General features: G+C 73.1%; 23 protein-coding genes. 19 read left to right on the forward strand and 4 right to left on the reverse strand.

The features are described from left to right. Positions 1–99: 99 nt before the first annotated feature. The gene (locus ACOOHC_RS02475; RefSeq protein ID WP_420452428.1) at positions 100–960 is read right to left on the reverse strand and encodes a 3-hydroxyacyl-CoA dehydrogenase family protein; all 861 of its coding nucleotides are present in this window, start codon (positions 958–960) and stop codon (positions 100–102) included. Positions 961–1,122: 162 nt separating this feature from the next. Here ACOOHC_RS02475 and mbhE point away from each other — a divergent pair, with 162 nt between their 5' ends. The 8 genes from mbhE to ACOOHC_RS02515 all read left to right on the forward strand — a co-directional run bounded on the left by mbhE (position 1,123) and on the right by ACOOHC_RS02515 (position 8,257). Further along, entirely contained in the window at positions 1,123–3,582 is a 2,460-nt protein-coding gene (mbhE, locus tag ACOOHC_RS02480) for a hydrogen gas-evolving membrane-bound hydrogenase subunit E (protein WP_420452429.1), read from the forward strand. After that, positions 3,579–4,106 (forward strand): MnhB domain-containing protein, encoded by a 528-nt coding sequence (locus tag ACOOHC_RS02485; protein WP_420452430.1) that lies wholly within the window; start codon positions 3,579–3,581, stop codon positions 4,104–4,106. The genes mbhE and ACOOHC_RS02485 overlap by 4 nt, the downstream gene beginning before the upstream one ends. Continuing rightward, positions 4,103–4,525 carry a sodium:proton antiporter gene (locus ACOOHC_RS02490; protein ID WP_420452431.1) on the forward strand — a complete coding sequence of 141 codons (423 nt, stop codon included), beginning with the start codon at positions 4,103–4,105 and terminating at the stop codon, positions 4,523–4,525. The genes ACOOHC_RS02485 and ACOOHC_RS02490 overlap by 4 nt, the downstream gene beginning before the upstream one ends. After that, positions 4,522–6,015, forward strand: coding sequence for a Na+/H+ antiporter subunit D (locus ACOOHC_RS02495; protein WP_420452432.1), 1,494 nt, complete (start codon positions 4,522–4,524; stop codon positions 6,013–6,015). The genes ACOOHC_RS02490 and ACOOHC_RS02495 overlap by 4 nt, the downstream gene beginning before the upstream one ends. Next, positions 6,012–6,686: a Na+/H+ antiporter subunit E gene (locus ACOOHC_RS02500; protein WP_420452433.1), complete on the forward strand. Its 675-nt coding sequence runs from the start codon at positions 6,012–6,014 to the stop codon at positions 6,684–6,686. Before ACOOHC_RS02495 ends, ACOOHC_RS02500 begins: the two co-directional genes overlap by 4 nt. Continuing rightward, positions 6,683–6,934, forward strand: a complete 252-nt coding sequence (locus ACOOHC_RS02505) for a monovalent cation/H+ antiporter complex subunit F (RefSeq protein ID WP_420452434.1) — start codon at positions 6,683–6,685, stop codon at positions 6,932–6,934. The genes ACOOHC_RS02500 and ACOOHC_RS02505 overlap by 4 nt, the downstream gene beginning before the upstream one ends. Further along, the gene (mnhG, locus tag ACOOHC_RS02510) at positions 6,934–7,263 is read left to right on the forward strand and encodes a monovalent cation/H(+) antiporter subunit G (RefSeq protein ID WP_420452435.1); all 330 of its coding nucleotides are present in this window, start codon (positions 6,934–6,936) and stop codon (positions 7,261–7,263) included. The genes ACOOHC_RS02505 and mnhG overlap by 1 nt, the downstream gene beginning before the upstream one ends. Positions 7,264–7,453: 190 nt before the next feature. Continuing rightward, positions 7,454–8,257, forward strand: a complete 804-nt coding sequence (locus ACOOHC_RS02515; RefSeq protein ID WP_420452436.1) for a tyrosine-protein phosphatase — start codon at positions 7,454–7,456, stop codon at positions 8,255–8,257. A gap of 74 nt (positions 8,258–8,331) precedes the next feature. Here the strand turns inward: ACOOHC_RS02515 and ACOOHC_RS02520 are convergent, their stop codons facing one another. Both ACOOHC_RS02520 and ACOOHC_RS02525 read right to left on the reverse strand, forming a co-directional pair. After that, positions 8,332–9,024 carry a peptidylprolyl isomerase gene (locus tag ACOOHC_RS02520; RefSeq protein ID WP_420452437.1) on the reverse strand — a complete coding sequence of 231 codons (693 nt, stop codon included), beginning with the start codon at positions 9,022–9,024 and terminating at the stop codon, positions 8,332–8,334. Further along, complete coding sequence (locus ACOOHC_RS02525) at positions 9,014–9,346, reverse strand: hypothetical protein (protein ID WP_420452438.1); 333 nt, start codon at positions 9,344–9,346, stop codon at positions 9,014–9,016. Before ACOOHC_RS02525 ends, ACOOHC_RS02520 begins: the two co-directional genes overlap by 11 nt. A 164-nt stretch (positions 9,347–9,510) precedes the next feature. Here ACOOHC_RS02525 and ACOOHC_RS02530 point away from each other — a divergent pair, with 164 nt between their 5' ends. The 11 genes from ACOOHC_RS02530 to ACOOHC_RS02580 all read left to right on the forward strand — a co-directional run bounded on the left by ACOOHC_RS02530 (position 9,511) and on the right by ACOOHC_RS02580 (position 20,819). Next, positions 9,511–9,753 carry a MoaD/ThiS family protein gene (locus tag ACOOHC_RS02530; protein WP_420452439.1) on the forward strand — a complete coding sequence of 81 codons (243 nt, stop codon included), beginning with the start codon at positions 9,511–9,513 and terminating at the stop codon, positions 9,751–9,753. Beyond that, positions 9,750–10,259, forward strand: a complete 510-nt coding sequence (locus ACOOHC_RS02535; RefSeq protein ID WP_420452440.1) for a hypothetical protein — start codon at positions 9,750–9,752, stop codon at positions 10,257–10,259. Before ACOOHC_RS02530 ends, ACOOHC_RS02535 begins: the two co-directional genes overlap by 4 nt. An 86-nt stretch (positions 10,260–10,345) precedes the next feature. Next, complete coding sequence (locus tag ACOOHC_RS02540; RefSeq protein ID WP_420452441.1) at positions 10,346–11,560, forward strand: glycosyltransferase; 1,215 nt, start codon at positions 10,346–10,348, stop codon at positions 11,558–11,560. 70 nt (positions 11,561–11,630) lie between these two features. Then, positions 11,631–12,101, forward strand: coding sequence for a YbjN domain-containing protein (locus ACOOHC_RS02545; RefSeq protein ID WP_420452442.1), 471 nt, complete (start codon positions 11,631–11,633; stop codon positions 12,099–12,101). Positions 12,102–12,293: 192 nt separating this feature from the next. Beyond that, positions 12,294–13,085, forward strand: coding sequence for a pyrroline-5-carboxylate reductase (gene proC / locus ACOOHC_RS02550; protein WP_420452443.1), 792 nt, complete (start codon positions 12,294–12,296; stop codon positions 13,083–13,085). Between the two features lie 282 nt (positions 13,086–13,367). Continuing rightward, positions 13,368–14,273, forward strand: a complete 906-nt coding sequence (locus ACOOHC_RS02555; RefSeq protein WP_420452444.1) for an SAM hydrolase/SAM-dependent halogenase family protein — start codon at positions 13,368–13,370, stop codon at positions 14,271–14,273. Between the two features lie 243 nt (positions 14,274–14,516). Further along, on the forward strand, positions 14,517–15,290 hold the full coding sequence (locus tag ACOOHC_RS02560; RefSeq protein ID WP_420452445.1) for a redox-sensing transcriptional repressor Rex: 774 nt from the start codon (positions 14,517–14,519) through the stop codon (positions 15,288–15,290). 12 nt (positions 15,291–15,302) lie between these two features. Then, on the forward strand, positions 15,303–16,580 hold the full coding sequence (gene hemA / locus ACOOHC_RS02565) for a glutamyl-tRNA reductase (protein WP_420452446.1): 1,278 nt from the start codon (positions 15,303–15,305) through the stop codon (positions 16,578–16,580). Positions 16,581–16,593: 13 nt separating this feature from the next. Beyond that, positions 16,594–17,481: a hydroxymethylbilane synthase gene (gene hemC, locus ACOOHC_RS02570; RefSeq protein WP_420452447.1), complete on the forward strand. Its 888-nt coding sequence runs from the start codon at positions 16,594–16,596 to the stop codon at positions 17,479–17,481. Next, the gene (locus tag ACOOHC_RS02575; protein WP_420452448.1) at positions 17,478–18,245 is read left to right on the forward strand and encodes a uroporphyrinogen-III synthase; all 768 of its coding nucleotides are present in this window, start codon (positions 17,478–17,480) and stop codon (positions 18,243–18,245) included. The genes hemC and ACOOHC_RS02575 overlap by 4 nt, the downstream gene beginning before the upstream one ends. A gap of 63 nt (positions 18,246–18,308) precedes the next feature. Next, the gene (locus ACOOHC_RS02580) at positions 18,309–20,819 is read left to right on the forward strand and encodes a choice-of-anchor D domain-containing protein (protein WP_420452449.1); all 2,511 of its coding nucleotides are present in this window, start codon (positions 18,309–18,311) and stop codon (positions 20,817–20,819) included. A 16-nt stretch (positions 20,820–20,835) separates the two neighbouring features. Here the strand turns inward: ACOOHC_RS02580 and ACOOHC_RS02585 are convergent, their stop codons facing one another. Further along, entirely contained in the window at positions 20,836–22,107 is a 1,272-nt protein-coding gene (locus ACOOHC_RS02585) for a hypothetical protein (protein ID WP_420452450.1), read from the reverse strand. Between the last annotated feature and the right edge of the window lie 64 nt (positions 22,108–22,171).

Below are 22,171 nucleotides of genomic sequence, written 5' to 3' on the forward strand. Positions count from 1 at the left end.
CACCTCGGATCGAGGTGGGGCCGGTGCGGCGCGTCGACCGTCACCCGTGGAGGCACGCTCGGGCCGGGCGCGCCGGGGGAGCGGCCCGGTCCGCGCGGCTCAGTAGGCGCGGAACCCGCGCCCCGACTTGCGGCCCAGGTGCCCGGCGGCGACCATCCGCTTGATCGAGGTGGCCGGCACGAGGTGGGGTTCGCCGAACTCGGAGTGGAGCGCCTCGAGGATCGCCATCGACGTGTCGAGGCCGACCAGGTCGAGCAGGGCGAAGGGCCCCATCGGGAAGTTGCACCCGCCCTGCATCGCGGTGTCGATCGCCTCGATCGACGCGGTGCCCTGCTCCCACATCCGCACCGCGGAGTTGAGGTAGGGGAAGAGCAGGGCGTTGACGACGAACCCGGCGCGGTCGGTCACCTCGACGGCGTCCTTGCCGCACGACTCGGCGAAGGCGAGCGCCGTCGAGATCGTCTCGTCGGCGGCGGTCAGCGGTCGCACGACCTCGACGAGCCGCATCATCGGGGCGGGGTTGAAGAAGTGGATGCCGCACACCCGCTCGGGGCGCGAGGTGACCACGGCCATCTCGACGATCGGGAGGGTGGAGGTGTTCGAGGCGATCAGCGCCTCCGGCTCGAGGGCGTCGTCCAGCTGGGCGAACAGCTCCTTCTTCACGGCCATGTCCTCGACGACCGACTCGATCACGAGGTCGCAGCCGGCGAGGTCCGCGAGGTCGGCGGTGGTCGAGATGCGCCCGACGATCGCATCGCGCTCGTCGGCCTCGAGACGACCCTTGTCGACCTGACGGGTGAGGCCCGCGGACAGCTGCTCGACGGCCGCGTCGGCGGACTCCCGGCTGCGCGAGCGCAGGACCACGTCGCGGCCGGACCGGGCGACGACCTCGACGAGGCCGGCTCCCATGATCCCCGATCCGAGGATCCCGACGGTGGTGACTGCGTCCGCGCTGCTCATCGGACCGACGATAGTTACCGGCCGGTAGCTTCGCCAAGAGCGGTCGGGCCGGCACCGGTCACATCCCGTCGCGCCCCGCACCGGGAGCCGCGCCTCGGAACGCCGTGGGCACCCGGGACGAGTCCGCCGTGCGACCCGTATCCTCTCAGGCGCCCGCCCCCCATGTTCCTCCTGCTCCTCACCCACCTCCTGATCGGCGTCGCCATCCTGGTCACGGGGGACCGGCTCGGTCGCCGCGCCTTCCTCGTCGCGGCCCTCGCCCCGGCGGTCACCGTCGGCTGGGCGGCGACGCGCTGGTCGGGGGTCGTCGGCGATCCCGACGCGGGCGCGGCCGGCGTGCCCGGCGCCGGGACGCCGATCGTCGAGACGGTCGGGTGGATCTCGTCGCTCGACCTCGACCTCGTCGCCCGCTTCGACGCGTTCGCCCTCGTGATGACCCTCCTCGTGTCGGGGATCGGTCTGCTGGTCTGCGTGTACGCGGTCGGCTACTTCTCCCACATCGCTCCCGGCCAGAGCCGCCTCGCGGGGCTGATGACGCTGTTCGCGGGCGCGATGCTCGGGATCGTCTGGTCGGACCACCTGATCGCGCTGTTCGTGGCGTGGGAGCTCACCTCGATCACGAGCTACCTGCTCATCGGCAACTCCGACCGCGACGCCCGAGCTCGCGCCGCGGCGCTGCAGGCGATCTCCATCACCGGTGCCGGCGGCCTCGCCCTGCTGGCGGGGTCGATCATCGTGGGTCGCAGCGCCGGCACGTTCCGCCTGTCCGAGATGGTCGACTCGCCGCCGTCGGGAGGCGCGCTCCCGGCGGGTCTGGTGTGCGTCCTGCTCGGGGCCTTCACCAAGTCGGCCCAGGCACCGTTCGGCAGCTGGCTGCCGGGGGCCATGGTGGCGCCGACCCCGATCAGCGCGTACCTCCACTCGGCGACGATGGTCAAGGCCGGGGTGTACCTGGTCGCGCGGCTCTCCCCGATCGTCGCGACGGTGGAGCCGTGGCGGTTCCTCGTCCTCGTGGTCGGCTCGACGACGATGATCATCGGCGGGCTCCGCGCGATGCGCCAGCGCGACCTCAAGCTGCTGCTGGCGTACGGCACGGTCAGCCAGCTCGGCTTCATGATGCTGCTGCTGGGCACGGGCGAGTACAAGATCGCCCAGGCCGGCATCGTCCTGCTCCTCGCTCACGGCGCGTTCAAGGCGGCGCTGTTCATGATCGTCGGGATCGTCGACCACCAGGTCGGGACGCGCCACATCAGCGAGCTGCACGGGTTCGGCGCCGGGTGGGGTCCGGTGAAGGCGATGGCCGTCATCGGGGCGGCCTCGATGGCCGGGCTCCCGCCCCTGCTGGGCTTCGTGTCCAAGGAGAAGGCGATCGACACCTACCTGGAGTACGGCGACTTCACGGGGGCGACCGCCGTGCTCGTCGTGATCGTCGTCGGGTCCATCCTGACGTTCGCCTACTCGGCCCGCTTCGTGCTCGGCGTGTGGGGGGTCCACGGCCGCGACGAGAACGCCCGCCGGAGCACCGAGGCGGCGGCCCCGTCGTGGCTCTTCGCCGGTCCCGCCGCGGTGCTCAGCGTGGTCACGGTCGCGGTGGGCTGCGCCCCGTTCCTCGTCGGCGACCTGTCCGCGTCCGCCCTGCTCGGCCTCGACCCCTCCGCGACCCCATCCGACGTCGAGCTGTGGAGCGGGTTCAACACGGCGCTCGCGCTGTCGGCGCTGATCATCGCGGTCGGCGTGGTGCTCGCGGTGCTCCGTGGCCCCGTCGCCGATGCGCAGGCGGCGGCCTCGCGGCCGCTGCGGCGCCTGCCGTCGACCGACGACGCGTTCTCGGCGACGATCCGTGCCACCGACGCGGTCTCGCGGCGGGTCACCCGGACGATCCAGCCGGGTTCGCTGCCGACCTACCTGGCGGTGATCCTCGCGACCGTGGTCGCGGTCCCGGTGGTGCCGATGCTCACCGAGCTCGACTCCCTCCCCGCCTTCGTCGACGAGATTGTCCACGTCCCGGTGGTGCTGATCATCGTCGCCTCGGCCATCGGCGCGACGCTCGTGCGGCGACGGATCGCGGCGGTGGTGATGCTCGGCGCCGTCGGGTTCGCGATGGCCGGTCTGTACGAGGTGTGGGGCGCCCCCGACCTGGCCCTCACCCAGTTCGCCATCGAGACGCTCGGGACGGTGCTGTTCGTGCTCGTCCTGCGCTTCCTGCCGACGAAGTTCGTCGACGTCGCGCCGGCGGTCATCCGACCGGTCCGGCTGGCCGTGTCGGTGCTGGTCGGCGCATCGATCTTCGTCTTCGCGATCGTCTCGAGCGGCGCACGGCCCGCGGTCGACGCACCGCCGATCTCGGCGGAGATGGTCGATCGGGCCTACCCCGACGGGGAGGGCAAGAACATCGTGAACGTGATCCTCGTCGACTTCCGCGGCGTCGACACCCTCGGCGAGATCACCGTGCTGCTCGTCGCGGCCGTCGGGGCGGTGGCGCTCGCACGGACCGGGCGCGGCGACTCCGACGACGACGCGGCGCTCGACGGCACGGCCCCGGAAGGGGCGGCGGGCGACGGTGCGGGTCACGTCCGCTCCGACACCGCGGCCCAGCGCGAGGTCGGGCTGGGGGCGTCGTGAAGCGGTCCCTCGTCGTCGACGTCTCGGTGCGGCTGGTCTACCCCTCGATACTGGTGCTCTCGCTGTACTTCCTGTTCGCCGGCCACAACCGCCCCGGTGGCGGCTTCGTCGGCGGGCTCGCGGCCGCCGCGGCGATCTCGCTGCGCTACGTCGCCGGGGGAGTCGCTGCCGTGCGTCGCACGTTCCGACTCGAGCCGTGGACGATCCTGGGGTCGGGCCTGCTGATCTCCGTCGGCACGGCGATCGTCCCCCTGCTGCTCGGCGAGGACGTGCTCGAGCACGCGACGGCGGAGTTCTCGCTCCCCCTGATCGGCGACGTCAAGGTGACGTCCGCGCTCCCGTTCGACGTCGGCGTCTACCTCATCGTCGTGGGACTGGTCCTGATGATCTTCGAGGCGTTCGGCGACGACCTCGAGAACGAGCTGGAGATGGTCGAGCCGCCGGCCGCGCCCGCCACCTCGCTCGGTGACGACTTCCGCCCGCCGTCGCGGCGTGGCGCCGGACGCCGGGGGACGTCGTCGTGAGCATCCTGCTCGCGCTCGCCGCGGCGATCCTGTTCGGCCTCGGGACGTGGTTGCTCCAGCAGCGACGCCTGACCCGGATCGTGATCGGCCTCGGCCTGATCGGTCACGGCACGAACATCCTGCTGCTGTCGTCGGGCGGCCCCGGGGGCATCCCGCCGCTCGCGAGGAGCGGCGACCCCGAGCGCTTCTCCGACCCCCTGCCCCAGGCGCTCGCGCTGACCGCGATCGTGATCACCTTCGGGGTGACCGCGTTCCTCCTCGCGATGGCCTACCGGAGCTGGCAGCTCACCCACGACGACGTCGTCGCCGACGACCTCGAGGACCGCCTCATCGATCACGCGCGCCGATCCTCGGAGATCGCCGACATCGAGGCCGCCGGGTTGGAGCGCCACGTCGACTCGGCGGGTGACGACCGGTGACCTCGCTCGTCCCGCTCCCGATCGTGCTGCCGCTGCTGGCGGCCGCGCTCACCGTGATCGCGGGCCGCCGACGCAACCTGCAGCGAGCGATCGTCGTCTCCACGCTGACGGCCGTCGTCGGGGTGTGCATCGCGCTGCTGATCGGCGCCGACGACGAGGGGGTGGTGGTGATGGAAGCCGGCGGGTGGGCCGCACCGCTCGGCATCAGCTACGTCGTCGACCGGCTCGCGGCGATCATGCTCGTCACCTCCTCGACGATGCTGCTGGTCGTCTTCGTCTACGCGGTCGGCCAACGCGGCGTCGAGAGCGACCACGTCGGCTTCAGCCCGATCTACCTCGTGCTCGCCACCGGGGTGTCGGCGAGCTTCGTCACCGGCGACATGTTCAACCTGTTCGTCGCGTTCGAGATGATGCTCGCGGCGAGCTACGTCCTGCTGACGCTCGGCGGCCGCTCCGACCAGGTGCGCGCCGGGATGACCTACGTGGTGATCAGCCTCGTGGCGTCCGCGCTGTTCATCGCCGCCCTGGCGCTGCTGTACGCGGCGACCGGATCGGTGAACATGGCCGACCTGTCCGGCCGGATGGCGGAGCTGCCCGACGGGGTGCGCACCGGCTTCTCGCTGCTGCTCGTGCTGGTGTTCGGGATCAAGGCCGGCCTGTTCCCGCTCTTCCTCTGGCTCCCCGACAGCTACCCCACCGCGCCCGGCCCGGTCACCGCGATCTTCGCCGGCCTGCTCACCAAGGTCGGGGTGTACGCGATCATCCGGACCCAGACGCTGCTCTTCGCCCCCGAGGGTCGACAGGGGACCGCGCTGCTGATCATCGGCGGGCTGACGATGGTCGCCGGCGTCCTCGGCGCGCTCGCGCAGGACGACCTCAAGCGGCTGCTGTCGTTCCACATCGTCGGCCAGATCGGCTACATGATCTTCGGCCTCGGCCTGTTCACGGTCGCCGGGGTGACCGCCGTCGTCTTCTACATCGTCCAGACGATCCTGGTGAAGACGAACCTGTTCCTCGTCGCCGGCCTGATCGATCGCCACACCGGGTCGAGCCGCATCTCGACGGTCGGCGGTGTGGTGCGCAGCGCCCCGGTGATCGCGGTGTTCTTCGCGGTGCCCGCGCTCTCGCTCGCGGGCCTGCCGCCGTCGTCGGGGTTCGCGGGCAAGTTCGCCCTGATCGACGCCGGGGTGGCCTCGCGGGAGTGGGTGATCGTCGCGGTCGCGCTCGTCGTCAGCCTGCTGACCCTGTTCTCGATGACCAAGGTGTGGTCGGGCGTGTTCTGGGGCGAGCCCGAGTCGAAGCCCGCGCTGGAGGGCCGCGTCAACGGCGGACCGGCGCTGATGGTGCTGGCGACCGGGGTCACGGTGGTGCTGTCGATCGCGTACGTCGTGTTCGCCGGTCCGATGTACGAGCTGGCCGAGCGGGCGGGGACGGACCTCATGGACCCGGTGACCTACGTCGACGCCGTGCTCGGCGGGGCCGGCCGATGAGGCGGGTGCTGCGGATCCCGGCGATCATGCTGTGGCTGACGATCCTGTGGGTCGCGCTGTGGGGCGACGTGTCGTGGGGGAACGTGCTCGGAGGGATGGCGATCGCGGGCGCGGTCGTCGCGTCGGCTCGCCTCGATCCGGCCTCGCTGCGACCCACGTACTTCCACCCGCTGTGGGCGCTGGCCTACGTGGCGACCGTCGCGTGGCAGCTCGTGCAGTCGAACCTGCGGCTCGCGTGGGAGATCCTCACACCGACCGAACGGACCCACACGGCGATCGTCGCCGTCGAGGTCCGGGGCGGGTCGGACGCGGTGATCAACCTCGTCGCGAACTCCATCACCCTGACCCCCGGCACGATCACGGTCGACGTGCGACGACGTGACGCGGCCGCACCCGGCGCCGACCACCCCGAGGGTGCCGAGCTCGAGCGCGAGCCGCGCGATGACGGGGCGCTCGAGGGTGACCCCCCCGACGTCGAGGCGCTCGGCGGCGCCTCGATCGCCACGCTCTACGTGCACAGCCTGTTCGCCGACGACGTCGAGCAGGTCCGCCGCGACGTGCTGTCGCTCGCCGCCCTGGCGATGCGCGCGTTCGGCTCCGACGCGGACGCCCGCCGCGCGCGCGACGACGCCGAGCACCACGAGCCCGACGTCGTGCGAGGTGCGCCGTGATCGAGGTCGCGCTGGCCATCGTCGCCGTCGCAGCCGTCCTGTTCGTCGCCCGCATGCTGCGGGGCCCGGCGCTCGTCGACCGGGTGATCTCGGTCGACGGCTTCGTGTCGACGATCGTGATCGCCGTGATCATCGCCTCGGCGAGCGACGGCTCGACCGTCGTCGCCGGGACCGTCCTGATCGTGGCGCTCGCCGGGTTCGTGGGGACCGCCGTCCTCGCCCGCTTCATCGAACGGAGGGGCGGCTGATGGCCGCGGCGCTCGACCTGCTGGGCGGGCTGCTGATGATCGCCGGCGCCGGGTTCGCGCTCCTCGCCGGCGTGGGCGTGCACCGCTTCGACGACCCCTACGCGCGGATGCACGCGGCCGCCAAGTCGCCGACGCTCGGGTTGATCCTCGCCGCCGTCGGAGCGGTGATGCGGATCCGCACGGGGGTCGCGCTGGGGACCATGTCCCTGGTCGTGGTGCTGCAGCTGCTCACCTCGCCGGTCGCCACCCACATCGCGGCGCGCGCGATGCACCTGCGCAGCGACGTCCGCCTCGACGGTCCCGACGACCTCGCCCGCGACGGCGGCTGAGCGCGCCATCGCACCGCCCGCCACCGCACCGCCCGCCCCCGCCGGGGTCCGCCCCCGCCGCTGGTGGCGCACCGCACGCCGCCGAGCCGGTGGAGCCCAGGCGGGTCGGGCCCGGGGCTGTGACCGATCACCACGAGCGTTCACCTCCGGTCCACCGGGATCGCGGACGGGCGTCGCTACGTTGCGCCCGATGGTCGAACTCGACGTGCGAGAGATGGAATCGACGGCAGCGGTGGACGATCCGCGACGACTGATCGAGCTCACCGCGGTGCACAACTTCCGCGACCTCGGTGGCTACCGGATGGGTGACGGGCGCACGATCGGGTGGGGCCGGCTGTTCCGCGCGGACGGGCTCTACCGCCTGACGTCGACCGATCTCGACACCCTCGACGCCCTGGGCATCCGCACCGTGGTCGACCTGCGGTCGTCGGGTGAGCTCGACGACCACGGTCACTTCCCGTTCGAGGGCCTGCCGGTCGCGTTCCACCACCTGGCGATCATGGACGCGACCTGGAAGGCCGACGAGATGCTCCAGGTCGAGGACACCGAGCAGGGCTCGATCGACTTCCTCACGTGGGCCTACCTCCAGATGCTCGACGACGCCGCCGACCGCTTCGCCGCCGCGTTCGGGCTGCTCGCGGTCCCCGGGGCCGTGCCGGCGGTGTTCCACTGCGCGGCCGGCAAGGACCGGACCGGTCTGCTGGCGGCGTTGATCCTGGGCGGGCTCGGCGTCGACTCCGAGGTGATCGTCGCCGACTACGCGCTGACGCAGGCGGCCATGGTGCGGATGCGACGTTGGGTCGAGGGCAACCGACCCGAGCTGGCGCACCGGATGGGCGAGACGCCGGCGTTCATGCTGGCCGCGCACCCCGAAGCGCTGCGGCGGGTGATCGCCGAGCTCGTCGAGCGGCACGGATCGATCCGGCGGTACCTGTCGTCGATCGGCGTCGGCTCGGCGCTGATCGCCGAGATGGCCGAGGCCGTCACCGACTGAGCGCGTGGCCGCGGCGGTCGAGGGCGTCGAGCCCGCCGCCCGCCGTCGGGCCCCGTCGGGGAGCGCGACCGCGGTCAGGTCTGGGTGATCTCGACGTCCTCGATGCGGATCTCCTCCGACGGGACTCCGGCGCCGTCGGTGGACCCGAGGGCGTTCGCGTCCTCGACGACGCCGAGGTCCTCGCTCGCGACCTGCCCGAACAGGCTGTAGAGGGGAGGCAGCGCCGCGCCCTGCTCCCCGCTGATGATGAAGAACTGGCTGCCGCCCGTGTTCGGCTCGGTCCGCTTGGCCATCGCCACGGACCCGACCCGGTACGCCCCGGCCTCCGGGAACTCGTCGGGGATCGTGTAGCCCGGCCCGCCGGTGCCGGTCCCGGTCGGGTCGCCGCACTGGACGACGAAGTCCTGGATCACCCGGTGGCAGATCGTGCCGTCGAAGTACGCGTTGCGGGCGAGGAAGACGAAGCTGTTCACGGTCTCGGGGGCCGCCTCGGCGTCGAGGTCGATCGTCAGCTCTCCGATGTTCGTCGTGATCGTGGCGGTGTACGTCGCTCCCGGCTCGAGGCACGGCGGCGGTGGTTCGGCGAAGGTGAGGGTCGCCTCGTCGGTCCCCTCGGCCGGCGGGCAGGTCACCTCCTCCGATCCGCCGGAGCCGGCCGGGGCGACGGCGCCGCCCTCGCCCCCGTCGGACCCGCAGCTCGCCACCAGCGCGGCGGCCGCGAGCGCGAGCGCGACGCGTCGGCCGGGGGACCGCACGTCAGGAGCCATCGGAGTCGTCGGAGGTCGAGTCGCCGGTCTGCGCGCCGGGTTCGGCGACCACCGTGGTGTCCTCGGTGGGGTCACCGGTCGCGTCGTCCGGCGCTGCGCCCGCGACGTCGGTGGTGTCGGTCTCGACGACGGTGTCGGCGGGCGCGGGCTCGTCGTCGCCGACGAACTGGCCGGCGACGAACACCAGCACGAACACGGCGATGATCCCTCCACCGATCAGCAGCGCGAGCCGGGTCGTGCGGCGCTTGGCCGCGGCGCGCGCGAGCTCCTCCTCGCGGCGGGCGCGGTTGGCTTTCTGTCGTTCTCTCTTCGCGGTTCCCACAGGCACGGCACGATACCGGCGCGCGCCGCGGTGGCCGGGCCGGGTCGCGCTCGGCGCGCCGTGCCGCCGAGGTGCAGGTGCCGACGGTCGTGCGAGTCGTGCGCAGGGGAGCCGTGCGCAGGAGAGCCGTGCGCAGGGGAGCCGTGCGGCAGTAGATTGCTGGCGTGGCGAAGGTCCGACTGTTCGCATCCGCCCGCGAGGCGGCAGGCACGGGGTCGGACGTGATCGACGGCGACACGGTCGCCGAGGTGCTGAGATCGGCGGAGAGCCGCTACGGCACCCGGTTCGGCGAGGTCCTCGGGACCTGTCGGGTGTGGGTCAACGGACACGACGGAGCGCCCGACGACGAGGTGGGGCCCGACGACGAGCTGGCGGTCCTGCCGCCGGTCTCGGGAGGAGCGACATGAGCGACCACGACACCGACACCGGCGAGGACGTCGACCCCTCGTCGTTGTCGCTCGACGAGCTGCGCCGTCGGCGCAGCGAGATGCAGCAGCGCGACGACGTGGTGTCGTACGCACGCCGCGTCGCCCAAGCCCGCCTCGACCTGGTGAAGTCCGAGGTCGCCCGCCGGTCGTCGGACACCTCCGTCGACGAGGCGGTCACCGACGTGCTGTCGCAGCAGCTCACCGGCGGGGGGTCGTCGCCGCGACCGCCGCGCCCCACCGAGGACCTCAGCGACGACGAGCTGTCGGGCGAGCTCGACGAGATCTGCGCCCGCTACCACTACGGCCGCGTCGAGGAGCTCGACGAGGCCGAGCTCTCCGAGCTGGCGGCCGCCATCGGCGAGTTCGAGAAGCGCGTCTCACGGGACCGACGGGAGCGCTTCGACCGGCTCGACGCGCTGAGCGCCGAGCTGGTGCGCCGGTACCGCGAGGGCGAGGCCGACGTCGACTCCCTGCTGAGCGACTGAGACCCCGGACGACGACCGTGGGGGACGAGGTCGCCGACCGCCGCGCGGATCCGCGCCGCCTCGGTGCGCGCGGTGCGGTCGGGCGCGTGGCGATCATCTCCTTGCACACCTCGCCGCTGCTGCAGCCCGGTTCCGGAGACAGCGGGGGGATGAACGTCTACGTCCGCGAGCTCGTCTCGTCGCTGTCGCAGACCGGCCTCGACTGCGTGACGTTCACCCGCGCCGATCGCGCCGGGCTGCCGCCCGAGGTGCTCGTCGAGCCGAACCACCGCGTCGTCCACGTCGAGGCGGGTCCCCACCACCTCCCGAAGGAGGCGCTCGCCGACGTGTCGGACCGCTTCTGCGCCGGGGTGATGGCGTGGTTCGACGAGCACGGCCCGCCCGACGTGATCCACGGCAACTACTGGTTGAGCGGGGTCGTCGGGCACCACCTCAAGCACGCCCTCGACGTCCCGTTCGTGTCGACGTTCCACACCCTCGCCCGGGTGAAGGCCGAGGGAGGCGACCCCGAGCCCGAGTGGCGCGACCGGGCCGAGGCCGAGATCATCCAGTGCTCCGACGCGATCTGCGTCAGCTGCGTCGAGGAGGAGGAGCAGTTCCGCCGCCTCTACGGCGATCCGAGCGGCCGCATCGAGATCATCGCCCCCGCCGTCGAGCACGCCCTGTTCGCTCCGGGCGACCGAACCGGCGCGCGACGTGCGATCGGGGTCGATCCCGATGTCGAGCTGATCCTGTTCGTCGGCCGCATCCAGCCGCTGAAGGGCCCCGACGTCGCGATCCGGGCCCTCGCCGAGGTGCGCGCCACCTCGGGTCGCGACGTGCGGTTGATCGTCGTCGGCGGTGCGAGCGGTCGCGATGGCGACGACGAGACCCGCCGCGCCCACGACCTCGTCGTCGAGCTCGGGGTCGAGGGGAGCGTCGAGTTCGTCGCGCCGCAGCCGCACCACATCCTGTCCACCTACTACCGCGCCGCGGACGTCGTGATCGTGCCCAGCCGCTCGGAGAGCTTCGGCCTGGTCGCGCTCGAGGCCATGGCGTGCGGCATCCCGGTGGTGGCGAGCGCGGTCGGCGGGTTGCTGAGCCTCGTCGAGGACGGCGTCACCGGACGGCTGATCCCCGGCCGGGATCCGGCCCGCTACGCCGAGGCGATCGTCGGCCTCCTCGACGACGACGGCGCGCGCTCGGCGATGGCCGAGGCCTCGGTCGCGAAGGCGAGCCGCTACACCTGGCGCGCGGCCGCCGCCCGGCTGCGGCGGCTGTACTCCGAGATCGTGGTCCGCGACCTCGTCGACTGCGCCTGAGCGCGAGAGCGCCCGTCGCGCCCGTGGTGACCGAGTTGCCAGACGGCGCCGCGTGCCCTAGACCCGTGGCATGACCGACCCCCTGGACGCCGACGGTCTCGCCGAGCTCGAATCCCGCATCGACGAGTGGATCGAGGAGCTGCGGAGCCACTACGACCACATCGAGGCGGTCGATCGCGGCGAGGACGACGTGCGTCGGTGGTTCGTGCGGATGCGGGGCGAGGAGAAGGACTTCACGACCGCGTGGCTCACCCTCGGCCAGCGGATGCTGAAGTACGAGACCTACGTGATGCCGGCGCCGGAGGAGAGCGCGCAGCAGCTGTGGGAGAACCTGCTGCGGCGCAACGACCGCCTGGTCGGAGCCCACTTCTCGATCGGGGAGGAGGATGCGGTGTACCTGCGGGGGGAGCTGCCCTCGGCGGCGGTGACCAAGGCCGACGTCGACCGGATCCTGGGCACCCTCTACGCGACCGTCGAGCAGGCGTTCCACCCGCTGCTGCGGATCGGCTTCGCCAGTCGCTTCGCCGCCGACGGCGGCTGAACCGACGCGCCGCGCGACCGGCGCGTCGCGCGCCCCGGTTCCCGTCTCCGTGCCGGTCGCTTCCCCTCCCGGTGGTCCACGACCCACTGGACGGGTGCCCGGGTGGGTGCGTCTCGGGGGAGTCGGTCTTCCGCCACCCGCCCGGGCACCACCGGGCCCGACGGCCGGGAGGCAGGGCACTACCCTGCGATCGTGTCCACGAGCGTCGACGTCGTCATGGTGGGCGGGGGCAACATGGGGGCGGCCCTCGTCGAGGGGATGATCGCCTCGGGTCGCTTCGCGCCGTCGGGGATCGCGATCGCCGAGCGCCTCGATCGGCGCCGCGAGGAGCTCTCCTCGCGGTTCGCCGAGGTGGTGATCGTGGAGGAGGTCCCCGCGTGCGCCGCGGCGGTGATCGCGGTGAAGCCCGACGGCGTCCCCGAGGCGGTGCGCTCCGCCGTGGCCGCCGGGGCGCGCCGCATCCTGTCGATCGCGGCCGGGGTCACGCTCGCGACGCTCGACGGTGCCGCGGGCGGGGGAGTGGCCGTGGTGCGGGCGATGCCCAACACCCCCGCCCTCGTGGGCCGCGGCGCGGCGGCGATCACCGGCGGGGCGGGCGCGGGCGCCGACGACCTCGCCTGGGCGGAGCGGATCCTGTCGGCGGTCGGGACCGTCGAGCGCCTCGACGAGGTCGATCTCGACGCGTTCACCGGGGTCGCCGGATCGGGACCGGCGTACGTGTTCCTGTTCGCCGAGGCGCTCGTCGACGCGGCGATCGCGGAGGGCATCGAGAGCTCGGTCGCGCACCGGGTGGTGGCGCAGCTGCTGGTCGGCTCGGCGGCGCTGCTCGAGCGCGAGGGCGACCCGGCCCGCCTCCGCCGGGACGTCACCTCGCCCGGCGGCACGACCGCATCCGGACTCGGCCGGTTCGAGCACCACGACCTGCGCGGGATCGTCGCCGACGCCGTCGCCGCGGCCACGCGCCGCAGCCGCGAGCTCGGCTGATCAGGTGATCGGGTTCGACGATCCGCGCCGTGCGCACGACGCGATCGGCGTCCAGATCGCACGCTCCGTGTCCTGATCGCCGCCCAACGCGTCTGTTTACCCCTCGGTGGCGAATGACATTCGTGTTTTTCGTCTGTGTCCCTTTTCACAGAGCGGATCGTCCCCTATCCTGACGGACGTGGAGACGCGTCCACCGGCGACGGTGGGCAGCGCCGACAGGGCTGGTGCCATCGGGGGGTTGGCACCGGCCCTCGTCGCGTCCGGGGGTAGGTTCGCACCGTCATGGGACGGCGCTACGACACGATCAGCTTCCTCTCCGACTACGGCACGGACGACGAGTTCGTCGGCGTGGTCAAGTCGGTCGTGCGTGAGCTCGCCCCCCACGCCACGGTCGTCGACCTGACCCACGGCATCGCCCCGTTCGACGTGCGCGCCGGATCCCTCGCCCTCGCCCGCTCGATCGGGTACGTGGCGAGCGGCGTGGTGCTCGCCGTGGTCGACCCGGGCGTCGGGACGTCGCGGCGCGGGGTCGCGATCGAGGTCGCCGACGGCGAAGGGGTGCTGGTGGGCCCCGACAACGGGCTGCTCGCCCCGGCGGTCGCGATGGCGGGCGGAGCGGGTCGGGCCGTGTCGCTGACCTCGGCCGAGCACCGCCTCGAGTCGCCCGGCGCGACGTTCGACGGGCGCGACGTGTTCGGCCCGGCCGCCGCCCACCTGTGCAACGGGGTCGACCTCACCGAGCTCGGGGAGGCGGTCGACGCCGATCTGCTGTTCCCCGGCGTCGTGCCCCTGCCGCAGATCGACGACAGCACGGTCATCGCCCAGGCCCTGTGGACCGATCGGTTCGGCAACGTCCAGCTCAACGTCGGACCCGATGACCTCCCCCCCGGGTTCGCCGAGACCGTCGAGCTGAGGTTCAGCGCGCCGGCGGACCCGACCGGCGGCACGACGCGCGTCGCGTCGCGGGTGGGGTCGTTCGCCGAGGTCGCGACGGGGCGGCTCGGGCTCGTCGTCGACTCGAGCGGACTCCTCGCCGTGGTGATGAACCAGCGCAGCGCCGCCGACGAGCTCGGGGTGGAGGACGGCGACCAGGTGGTCGTCACCGCTCTCGGCGAGGGCGCCGGAGACGACCCGGCCGGCAGCCGGGTGTCGGTCGACCTCGACCTCGGTCGCCGCCGACGGGGCTGACCGGGGCTCACCGGGGCTCACCAGCTCGCGATCGTCGTCCGTCACGTGCCCCTCACGGCCCGTCCGGTCACCGTGGTGCGGCCCGGTCGCGCCCCCCGGGTCGTGCGAGCGCGCTGGCTAGCCTCCCACCGATGCGCCCGGCAACGACCCTCGCCCTCGGCCTCCTGCTCGCCGTGATCCTCGTGGCGGGGATCGTCTCCCTCGCACGCCTCTGAGCCGTCCGCGGGCCGGGTGCGGTCGAACATGACAACTCCCGAAACCTCTTCGGCAGGGCTTTGTGAAGGCGTGCACAAGCGTCCTAGGTTGAGGTCCGTGGCAGCGCAGCGCACACGTCGGAGGATCCCCGAGGCCACCGTCGCCCGCCTGCCCGTCTACCTCCAGCTGCTGGGCGACCAGTTCGACGCCGGGGTCACCAACATCTCCTCCGAGGAGCTGGCGGACCTCGCAGGGGTGAACGCGGCCAAGGTCCGCAAGGACCTCTCCTACCTCGGGAGCTACGGCACCCGCGGCGTCGGCTACGAGGTCGAGTTCCTCGTGTTCCAGATCAAGCGCGAGCTCGGCCTCACGCACGATTGGGAGGTCGTGATCGTCGGTGCCGGCAACCTCGGTCAGGCGCTCGCCGGCTACGGCGGGTTCTCCGAGCGCGGGTTCCCGGTCGGGGGGATCGTCGACGTCGACGACGACAAGATCGGCACCCTCGTGTGCGGGGCGCGGGTCCGCCACGTCGAGGACCTCCCCGAGATCGTGCGCTCCCGGGGGATCTCGATCGGCGTGATCGCGACCCCCGGCCCCGCCGCCCAGGACGTCGCCGACGCGCTGGTCGCGGCCGGGGTGACGAGCATCCTCAACTTCGCCCCCGCGATCGTCAGCTGCCCGCACGGGGTGAGCGTGCGCAAGGTCGACCTCGCCGTCGAGCTCCAGATCCTCAGCTACCACGAGCAGCGGCGAGCCAACCTGCGCCGATCGTCACGCCTGACCGCCGTTCCCGGTGCCCGGGGTCGGGGAGCGTCGGCGTAGGCTGGAGCCTTCATGTCCCTGCTCGTCGTCGGCGTCCACCACCGCAGCGGACCGCTCGCGCTGCTCGAGCGCCTGACGATCCCCGCCGACGAGCTCGGCAAGCGGGTCTCGTCGATCGCGGCGCGCGACAACGTGCGCGAGGCGGTGGTGGTCTCCACCTGCAACCGCACCGAGGTCTACGCCGTCGCCGAGCGGTTCCACGGGGCCTACGGCGACATCTGCGACTTCCTCTGCGAGCTCGGCGACATCGACGTCGACGACCTCACCCCGCACCTGTTCAGCGAGCACGACGACGCCGCGGTGGCCCACCTGTTCGAGGTGGCGGCCGGGCTCGACTCGGCGGTGATCGGCGAGGGCGAGATCCTCGGCCAGATCCGCACCGCCTGGGAGGTGGCTCGCTCGGAGACGGCGGCCCGTGCCGAGCTCAACCTGCTGATGCGCTCCGCCGTCGAGGTCGGCAAGCGCGCTCGCAGCGAGACCGCGATCGGGCGGGGGACCGCGTCGGTCAGCCACGCCGCGGTCGAGATGCTCGCCGACGTCGTCGGTGACCTCGAGGGACGTGCCGTGACGGTGGTCGGCGCCGGATCGATGGGCGAGGGGGTCGCGATCGCGCTGCACCGCGCCGGCGGCGCGCGCATCTGCGTCGTCAACCGCTCCCCCGAGCGCGGGGCAGCGCTCGCCGAGCGGGTCGGTGCGACGACCGTGGGCTTCGACGAGCTCGATCGTGCGATCGCCGACGCCGACGTGGTGGTCGCGTCGACCGGATCGGGCGAGCCGGTGATCACCGCCGAGCTGCTCGACCGGGCGCGCTCCGTCGGCGCCGAGCCGCGCCGTGGCTCTCGGCACCTCCACGTCATCGACATCGCCGTCCCCCGAGACGTCGCGCCCGAGGTGGCCGAGCTCGACGACGTGACCGTTCTGGACCTCGACGACCTGCGCGACTGGGCCGACCGGGGGCGCGAGACGCGCGCCAAGGAAGCCGACCTGGTTCGCCGGATCGTCGTCGAGGAGGTCGAGAACCACCGGCTGGAGACGACTGCGCGCCAGGCCGCCCCGCTCGTCGCCTCGATGCGCCGTCGGGCCGACGTGGTGCGGCGCGGAGAGCTCCAGCGCTTCTCCGGGCGGCTCTCGTCGCTCGACGAGTCCCAGCTCGCCGCCGTCGACGCGTTGACGAAGGCGATCGTGTCGAAGCTCCTCCACGAGCCGTCCGTGCGCCTCAAGTCCGGTGTCGGGACCCCGCAGGGCGACCGCAACGCCGCCTCGGTGCGCGACCTGTTCGACCTCGGCTGAGGGCGCTCGGGGCGTGGAGGACGGAGGTGGACCCCTGCGACTCGCGACGAGGGGATCGCGCCAGGCGCTCGCTCAGGCGACGGCGGTCGCGACGGCGATCGAGCGCGCGTCGTCGCGCCCCGTCGAGATGGTCCTCGTCGAGACGACCGGTGACGTGCGACAGGACGTCGCGCTGCACACGATCGGAGGTCAGGGCGTCTTCGTCAAGGAGGTGCAGCGGGCCGTGCTCGACGGGCGTGCCGACCTCGCGGTGCACTCCGCCAAGGACCTCCCGTCCGAGCCGGCCGAGGGGCTGAGGATCGCGGCCTTCACCGAGCGGCGGTCACCGGCCGACGTGCTCGTGGGATCGACCCTCGACGAGTTGGCCGAGGGGGCCACCGTCGCGTCGGGGTCGGTCCGGCGTCGGGCCCAGCTCGCGGTCGCGCGGCCCGATCTGCGCTTCGTCGAGCTGCGCGGCAACATCGACACCCGGCTGTCCAGGATCCCCGAGTCGGGGGCGATCGTGATGGCGCTCGCGGCGCTCGAGATCCTCGAGATGACCGACCGCGCCGCCGAGCGGCTCGACGTCGACCGCTTCGTCCCCGCCGTCGGTCAGGGGTGCGTCGCGGTCGAGTGCCGCGTCGACGACGTCGCCACCGCCGGTGCCGTGGCCACCGTCGACCACGCCGCCACCCGCCGCGCGGTCGAGATCGAGCGTGCGTTCCTGGCCGAGCTGGGGGGCGGGTGCACCATGCCGGTCGGCGGCCACGTCCACGACGACGAGCTGCACGTGTTCCTCGCCGATCCCGCCCAGGGGCGGGCCGAGGGCGACGTGGTCGCGCTCGGGGAGGGGGGCTCCCACGACGACGACCTGGCCCGGGGCCGCGAGGCGGCGCGGGCCGTGCGCTCGCGGCTCGCGTGACACCGCCTCCCGCCTCGGCCCCCGGCCTGGCGGGCTGCCGCGTGGTCGTCACCAGGGAGCGCCGGGGAGAGCTCGGACGCCTGCTCGAGGAGCGCGGCGCCGAGGTGGTGCACGTCGCGCTGATCGAGGTCGTCGACCTCGAGGGCGACGCGGCCCGCCCCCTCTCCGATGCGCTCGCCTCCGCGTTCGACTGGGTCGTCGTCACCTCGGCCGCGGGGGCGGAGCGGGTGGGAGGCGCCGTGCGCGATCGCCCCGAGGTGCGCACCGCCGCCGTCGGCACGGCGACCGCTCGCCGCCTGGCCGAGCTGTCCGGGCGCCCCGTCGACCTGGTGCCCGTTCGCCAGCGTGGCGTCGCTCTCGTGGACGCGCTCGTCGAGCGGTGCCCGACGCCGCAGGTGATCGTCGTCGCGCAGGCGGACCGCGCCGACGGAGCGGTCGTGGACGGCCTGCGGCGGTCGGGGCACGACGTGCGCGCCGTCACGGCGTACCGCACCCTCGGCCGTCGCCCGACGCCCTCCGAGCTCGACGCGATCGGCGGTTGCGACGCCGTGGTCTTCGCGAGCGGGTCGGCGGCCGTCGCGTGGTGCGAGGCGCTCGGTGTCGACGCGCTCCGGGCCTCCCCGCCCCTGGCGGTGGCGATCGGGCCCACGACCGAGGCGGTCGCGGCGTCGCGGGGCCTCAAGATCACCGCGACCGCTGCCGATCACTCCCTCGCCGGCGTGGTCGACGCGCTCGAGGAGGCGTGGCGTGACCGCACCCCCTGAACGGCGAGGCCCCATCACTCGACCCACCCGGCTGACCCCGACCGACACGAGGACGACGACGACGTGACCACGCCGACACGCGAGCGACGCACGCAGCGCCTCATCGGTCGCGTCGCGTGCGTGGCCGCCGCGCTGTCGGCCGGCGTCGGGGCCGGGGACGTCGGCGCGGGCCCGGGCGCCGCCGTGCGCCAGGCCGACGGCGGCGACGACGGAGCGGAGGTGTTCGATCCGGACATCCTCCCGGTCGGCGACGTCAACGGGATCAGGGCGTCGATCTCGGGCGACGGTCGCTTCGTCGTGTTCGAGGGCGCCCCGGCCGGCGCGGACGGGGCGGACGCCGACGGCGAGACCGTGGCCGGTGCCGACCAGGGAGCGCCGAGCGCCGGGCGGCAGACGACGATCTACCTGACGGATCGCGCCGAGGCCACCACGATCGAGCTGACCCCGGTCCCCGCCGACCTCCGGCCGGGCGACTCGGTCCGCCCGGTGATCTCCGGCGACGGGTGCAGCGTCGCGATCGTCACGCAGATGGCGCTCGACGTGTTCCGCGACGACGACACCGGCGAGCGCTGGGACGTCTACCGCTCGACGACCCCGCACTGCGACGGCAGCCCCGGTGACTGGGAGCTCATCTCGACGCGGCTCGACTCCGGGCTCGCACGCGACGACGTCGCCGTCGCGTCCCCGACGCTGTCGCGATCGGGGACCCTGATCGCCTACACCCACCCGGCGGACCACCTCGCCGGCGCCGACGGGATCACCACGATCTCGCTGGTCGACGTGACGTCTCCGATCGACGACGTCGGCCGCAGCCGGATCGTCGCCGGCTCCCCCGCTGACGCGCCGTCCGACACCTACGTGCACACCGGGCTCGACCAGCCGGCGCTGTCGGGCGACGGGCGGTTCCTCGCCTACCGATCCGACGCGACCTCGTCCGAGGCGGTCCCCGGGTGGGCGCCCGGGACGACCGACGGCGGCCCGGCGATCGCCCAGGTCCACGTCTGGGAGATCGACCAGCTCGACCCCTTCGTCGCCGTCAGCCTGCTCAGCGTCGCTCCCGACGGGTCGCCGTCGGCGACGGGGGCGGGCGAGCCCGACCTGTCGCGCGACGGCACGGTGGTGGCGTTCACCTCCAGCTCGCCCCTCGTCGAGGGGGCCCGGTTCCCGGTCTGCGCGACGAGCTGCCCGACGCAGGTCTACGTCGTCGACCGCGACGGCGGCGACGACGGGGAGCTCGACGCCCCCGGGACCGTCTCCGTCGAGCTCGTCAGCCGCGAGAACGGCAGCGATCCCGCCATCGCCGGGCTCGCCGCGTCGCGCGCCCCGTCGGTGTCGGGCGACGGTCAGCTCGTCGCGTTCACCACCACGGCACCCAACCTGCAGCTCATCGAGGTCCCCGGCGTCGGCCGGGGCCCCGACGGCGACCTCCTCCTCGCCGAGCTCCGCCTCGGCCGGCTGCGTCGGCTCTCCGACGACGCCTACGGGGTGATCCCGACCCAGGGGGTCCACGCCCGACCCGATCTCGACGACTCCGGCCGCACCGTGGTGTTCGACACGGCGGCCGGCGCCGACCTGCTCTTCGGCGGTGCGCTGCCCGGTCGCCAGGTGGTCGCGCGCACCTCGGATCCGCTGCTGTCGCTCGCGGACGCCGACCTCGGGACCACCCTCGTGGGCGTCGAGGGCGACGAGTGGTACGTCGCGGTCGTCAACGACGGGCCGTCGTCGTTCCGCCCGTCCGCGGTGACGATGTCCAACTCCCGCTTCTCGATCGACGAGGAGAAGAGCTCGTGCCTGATCTCGAGCGCGATCGCCGCCGGCGGGAGCTGCACCGTCGCGGTGTCGTTCACCCCGTCGCGGCCCGGGCGCACCACCGGCACCCTGACGGTCACCGAGGAGGGCTTCGGCGCCGTGTCAGTCTCGTCGCAGGTGGCCGGCGCGGGCGGGGAGCCGGCGCTGCGGATCAACCCGGCGGGAGCCGATCTGGGCCTGGTCACGGTCGGTGAGGCGAGCCAGGAGTTCCAGTTCGATCTGAGCAACGTCGGGTTCGCGGCGACGGAGATCCGGTCCTACGCGATCTCCGGCGAGCACGCGGGTGACTTCCGGTTCACCAGCAACAACTGCCAGCAGCGCCCGGTCAACCCCCAGGCGACGTGCAGCATCGGGCTGACGTTCCGTCCGAGTGACGAGGGTCGGCGCACGGCGCTCGTCGAGATCGGCACCGGCGACGACCAGTACACGACCATGGTGGTGGCGGGTGACGGCGAGTTCGCTCCCGTCGTCGAGATCGACGCCGTCGAGGTCGACGCCGGCGGCGAGTTCGTCGCGACCGGCGCCCGGTACCCGCCGAACACCGAGGTCGTGATCGTGTTCGGCGACGGTCCGGGCTCGTCGGTGTCCGTGACGACCGACGCCGACGGCAGCTTCACCGCGTCGATCCCCGTCGATCCGAACGAGCGCGGCGGGGAGCGCCGCATCGTGGTGCAGACCACCTCGGGCGCGGCGGCGACCGCTCCGGTCGAGGTCGTCGAGGACGACCGGGTGCCGGTCGGCATCCCGGGCTTCGGGCTGGGTTGACCCGCCGCGGCGCGGCTCAGAGATCGGCGGCGTCGATCAGGCGCCCTCCGACGTTCACGGCGGTGAGGCAGGCTCCGGACCCCTGATCGCCCGGTGCCTGGCACCGGACGCTGAGGGTCACGTTGTCGCCGGCGACGAGGCGCTTCTGCGTGATCGTCGGCTCGAAGGTGGAGCCGCGGACGTCGTCGAGGGACCACACGAAGAGCGTGTCGCCGTTGACGCTCAACGTGGCGGTCCCGGAATCGCCGTTGCTGTTCTCGATCCGCACGTCGGTCACGTCGAGCGCGCTGTCGTCGGGGACGGTGAGCGCCGCGTCGGCCGAGCCCTCCGGCGGCGGGGTGACGGTGAGGCGACGGAAGAACGGCTCGCCGAGCTCGTCGGCGGGCGCCGGTTCGTCCACCGGCACCGACGCGGTCGGTTCGTCACCGTCGTCGGCCATGTCGGAGGCGACGGCTTCGAACTCGACGAGGCGCTCGTCGACGCGGTCCTCGATCGCGTCGAGCACCGTCGGGCGCACGACGGCGAACCACGCCAGGGCGAGTGCCCCGGCCACGAGCGCGAGCGTCGCGAGGCGCGACAGCAGGCCCGTCGGGATCGTCGTCGGCTGGAGCAGGGTGAGCTCGGCGGCGGCGGGGTCGTGGTTCGGCTGCTCGGCCTCCACCTCGAAGTCGAGGGCGCGCGGCGTGCGCCGCAGCGAACCGCGCCGTGCCTTGGCCTTGAGCCTCACGAGGGACGCCCCGCCCGGAGCGACCCCGACCGCCGGCGGATCGAAGCTGCCGTCGATCCGCTCGGTCGGATCGACCAGGCGGAGGCGGCAGCTCGCCAACCCGTTGCCGTGGTTCTCGACCATGAACTCGTAGCTGGCGCGCCGCCGCGCCCGCACGACCGGCTGGAGCGCGACGACGCGGCGGTCGTCGAACGGGCGCACGTCGATCGTGGTCTCGGCCGAGGTGGTGTCGTCGGGGACGTCGGTCGGGATGATGCGCACACCGATGCCGGTCGGTCCCGCCGAGGTGGTCGGCAGCTCGGGGGGAGCGACGACGACGTCGACGACGTCCCCCGATCCGCCGAAGAGCGACAGGTTGCCGCGCTCGACGGTCACCCAGTCGGCCGTCAACCCGCTCGGGACGATGGTGTAGCTCTCGGTCGACTCGCCGAGGTTCTGGACCGACAGCGAGAGCCTGATCGTCGAGCCCGGGTCGACCTCGGCGTCGTCGCTGGAGAACCACGCTTGCACTGCCACGGCCGTGAAGCTAGTGGCACCTCGCTGCCGCCACCCGTGATTCATGTCATCGTCCGTGCGGGACCCGACACGCTCAGCGGTCGATCGCGGCCCGCAGCCGTTCCGCGAC

The sequence above is a fragment of the Ilumatobacter sp. genome (genome assembly GCF_965215205.1).
Taxonomy (GTDB): Bacteria; Actinomycetota; Acidimicrobiia; order Acidimicrobiales; family Ilumatobacteraceae; genus Ilumatobacter_A.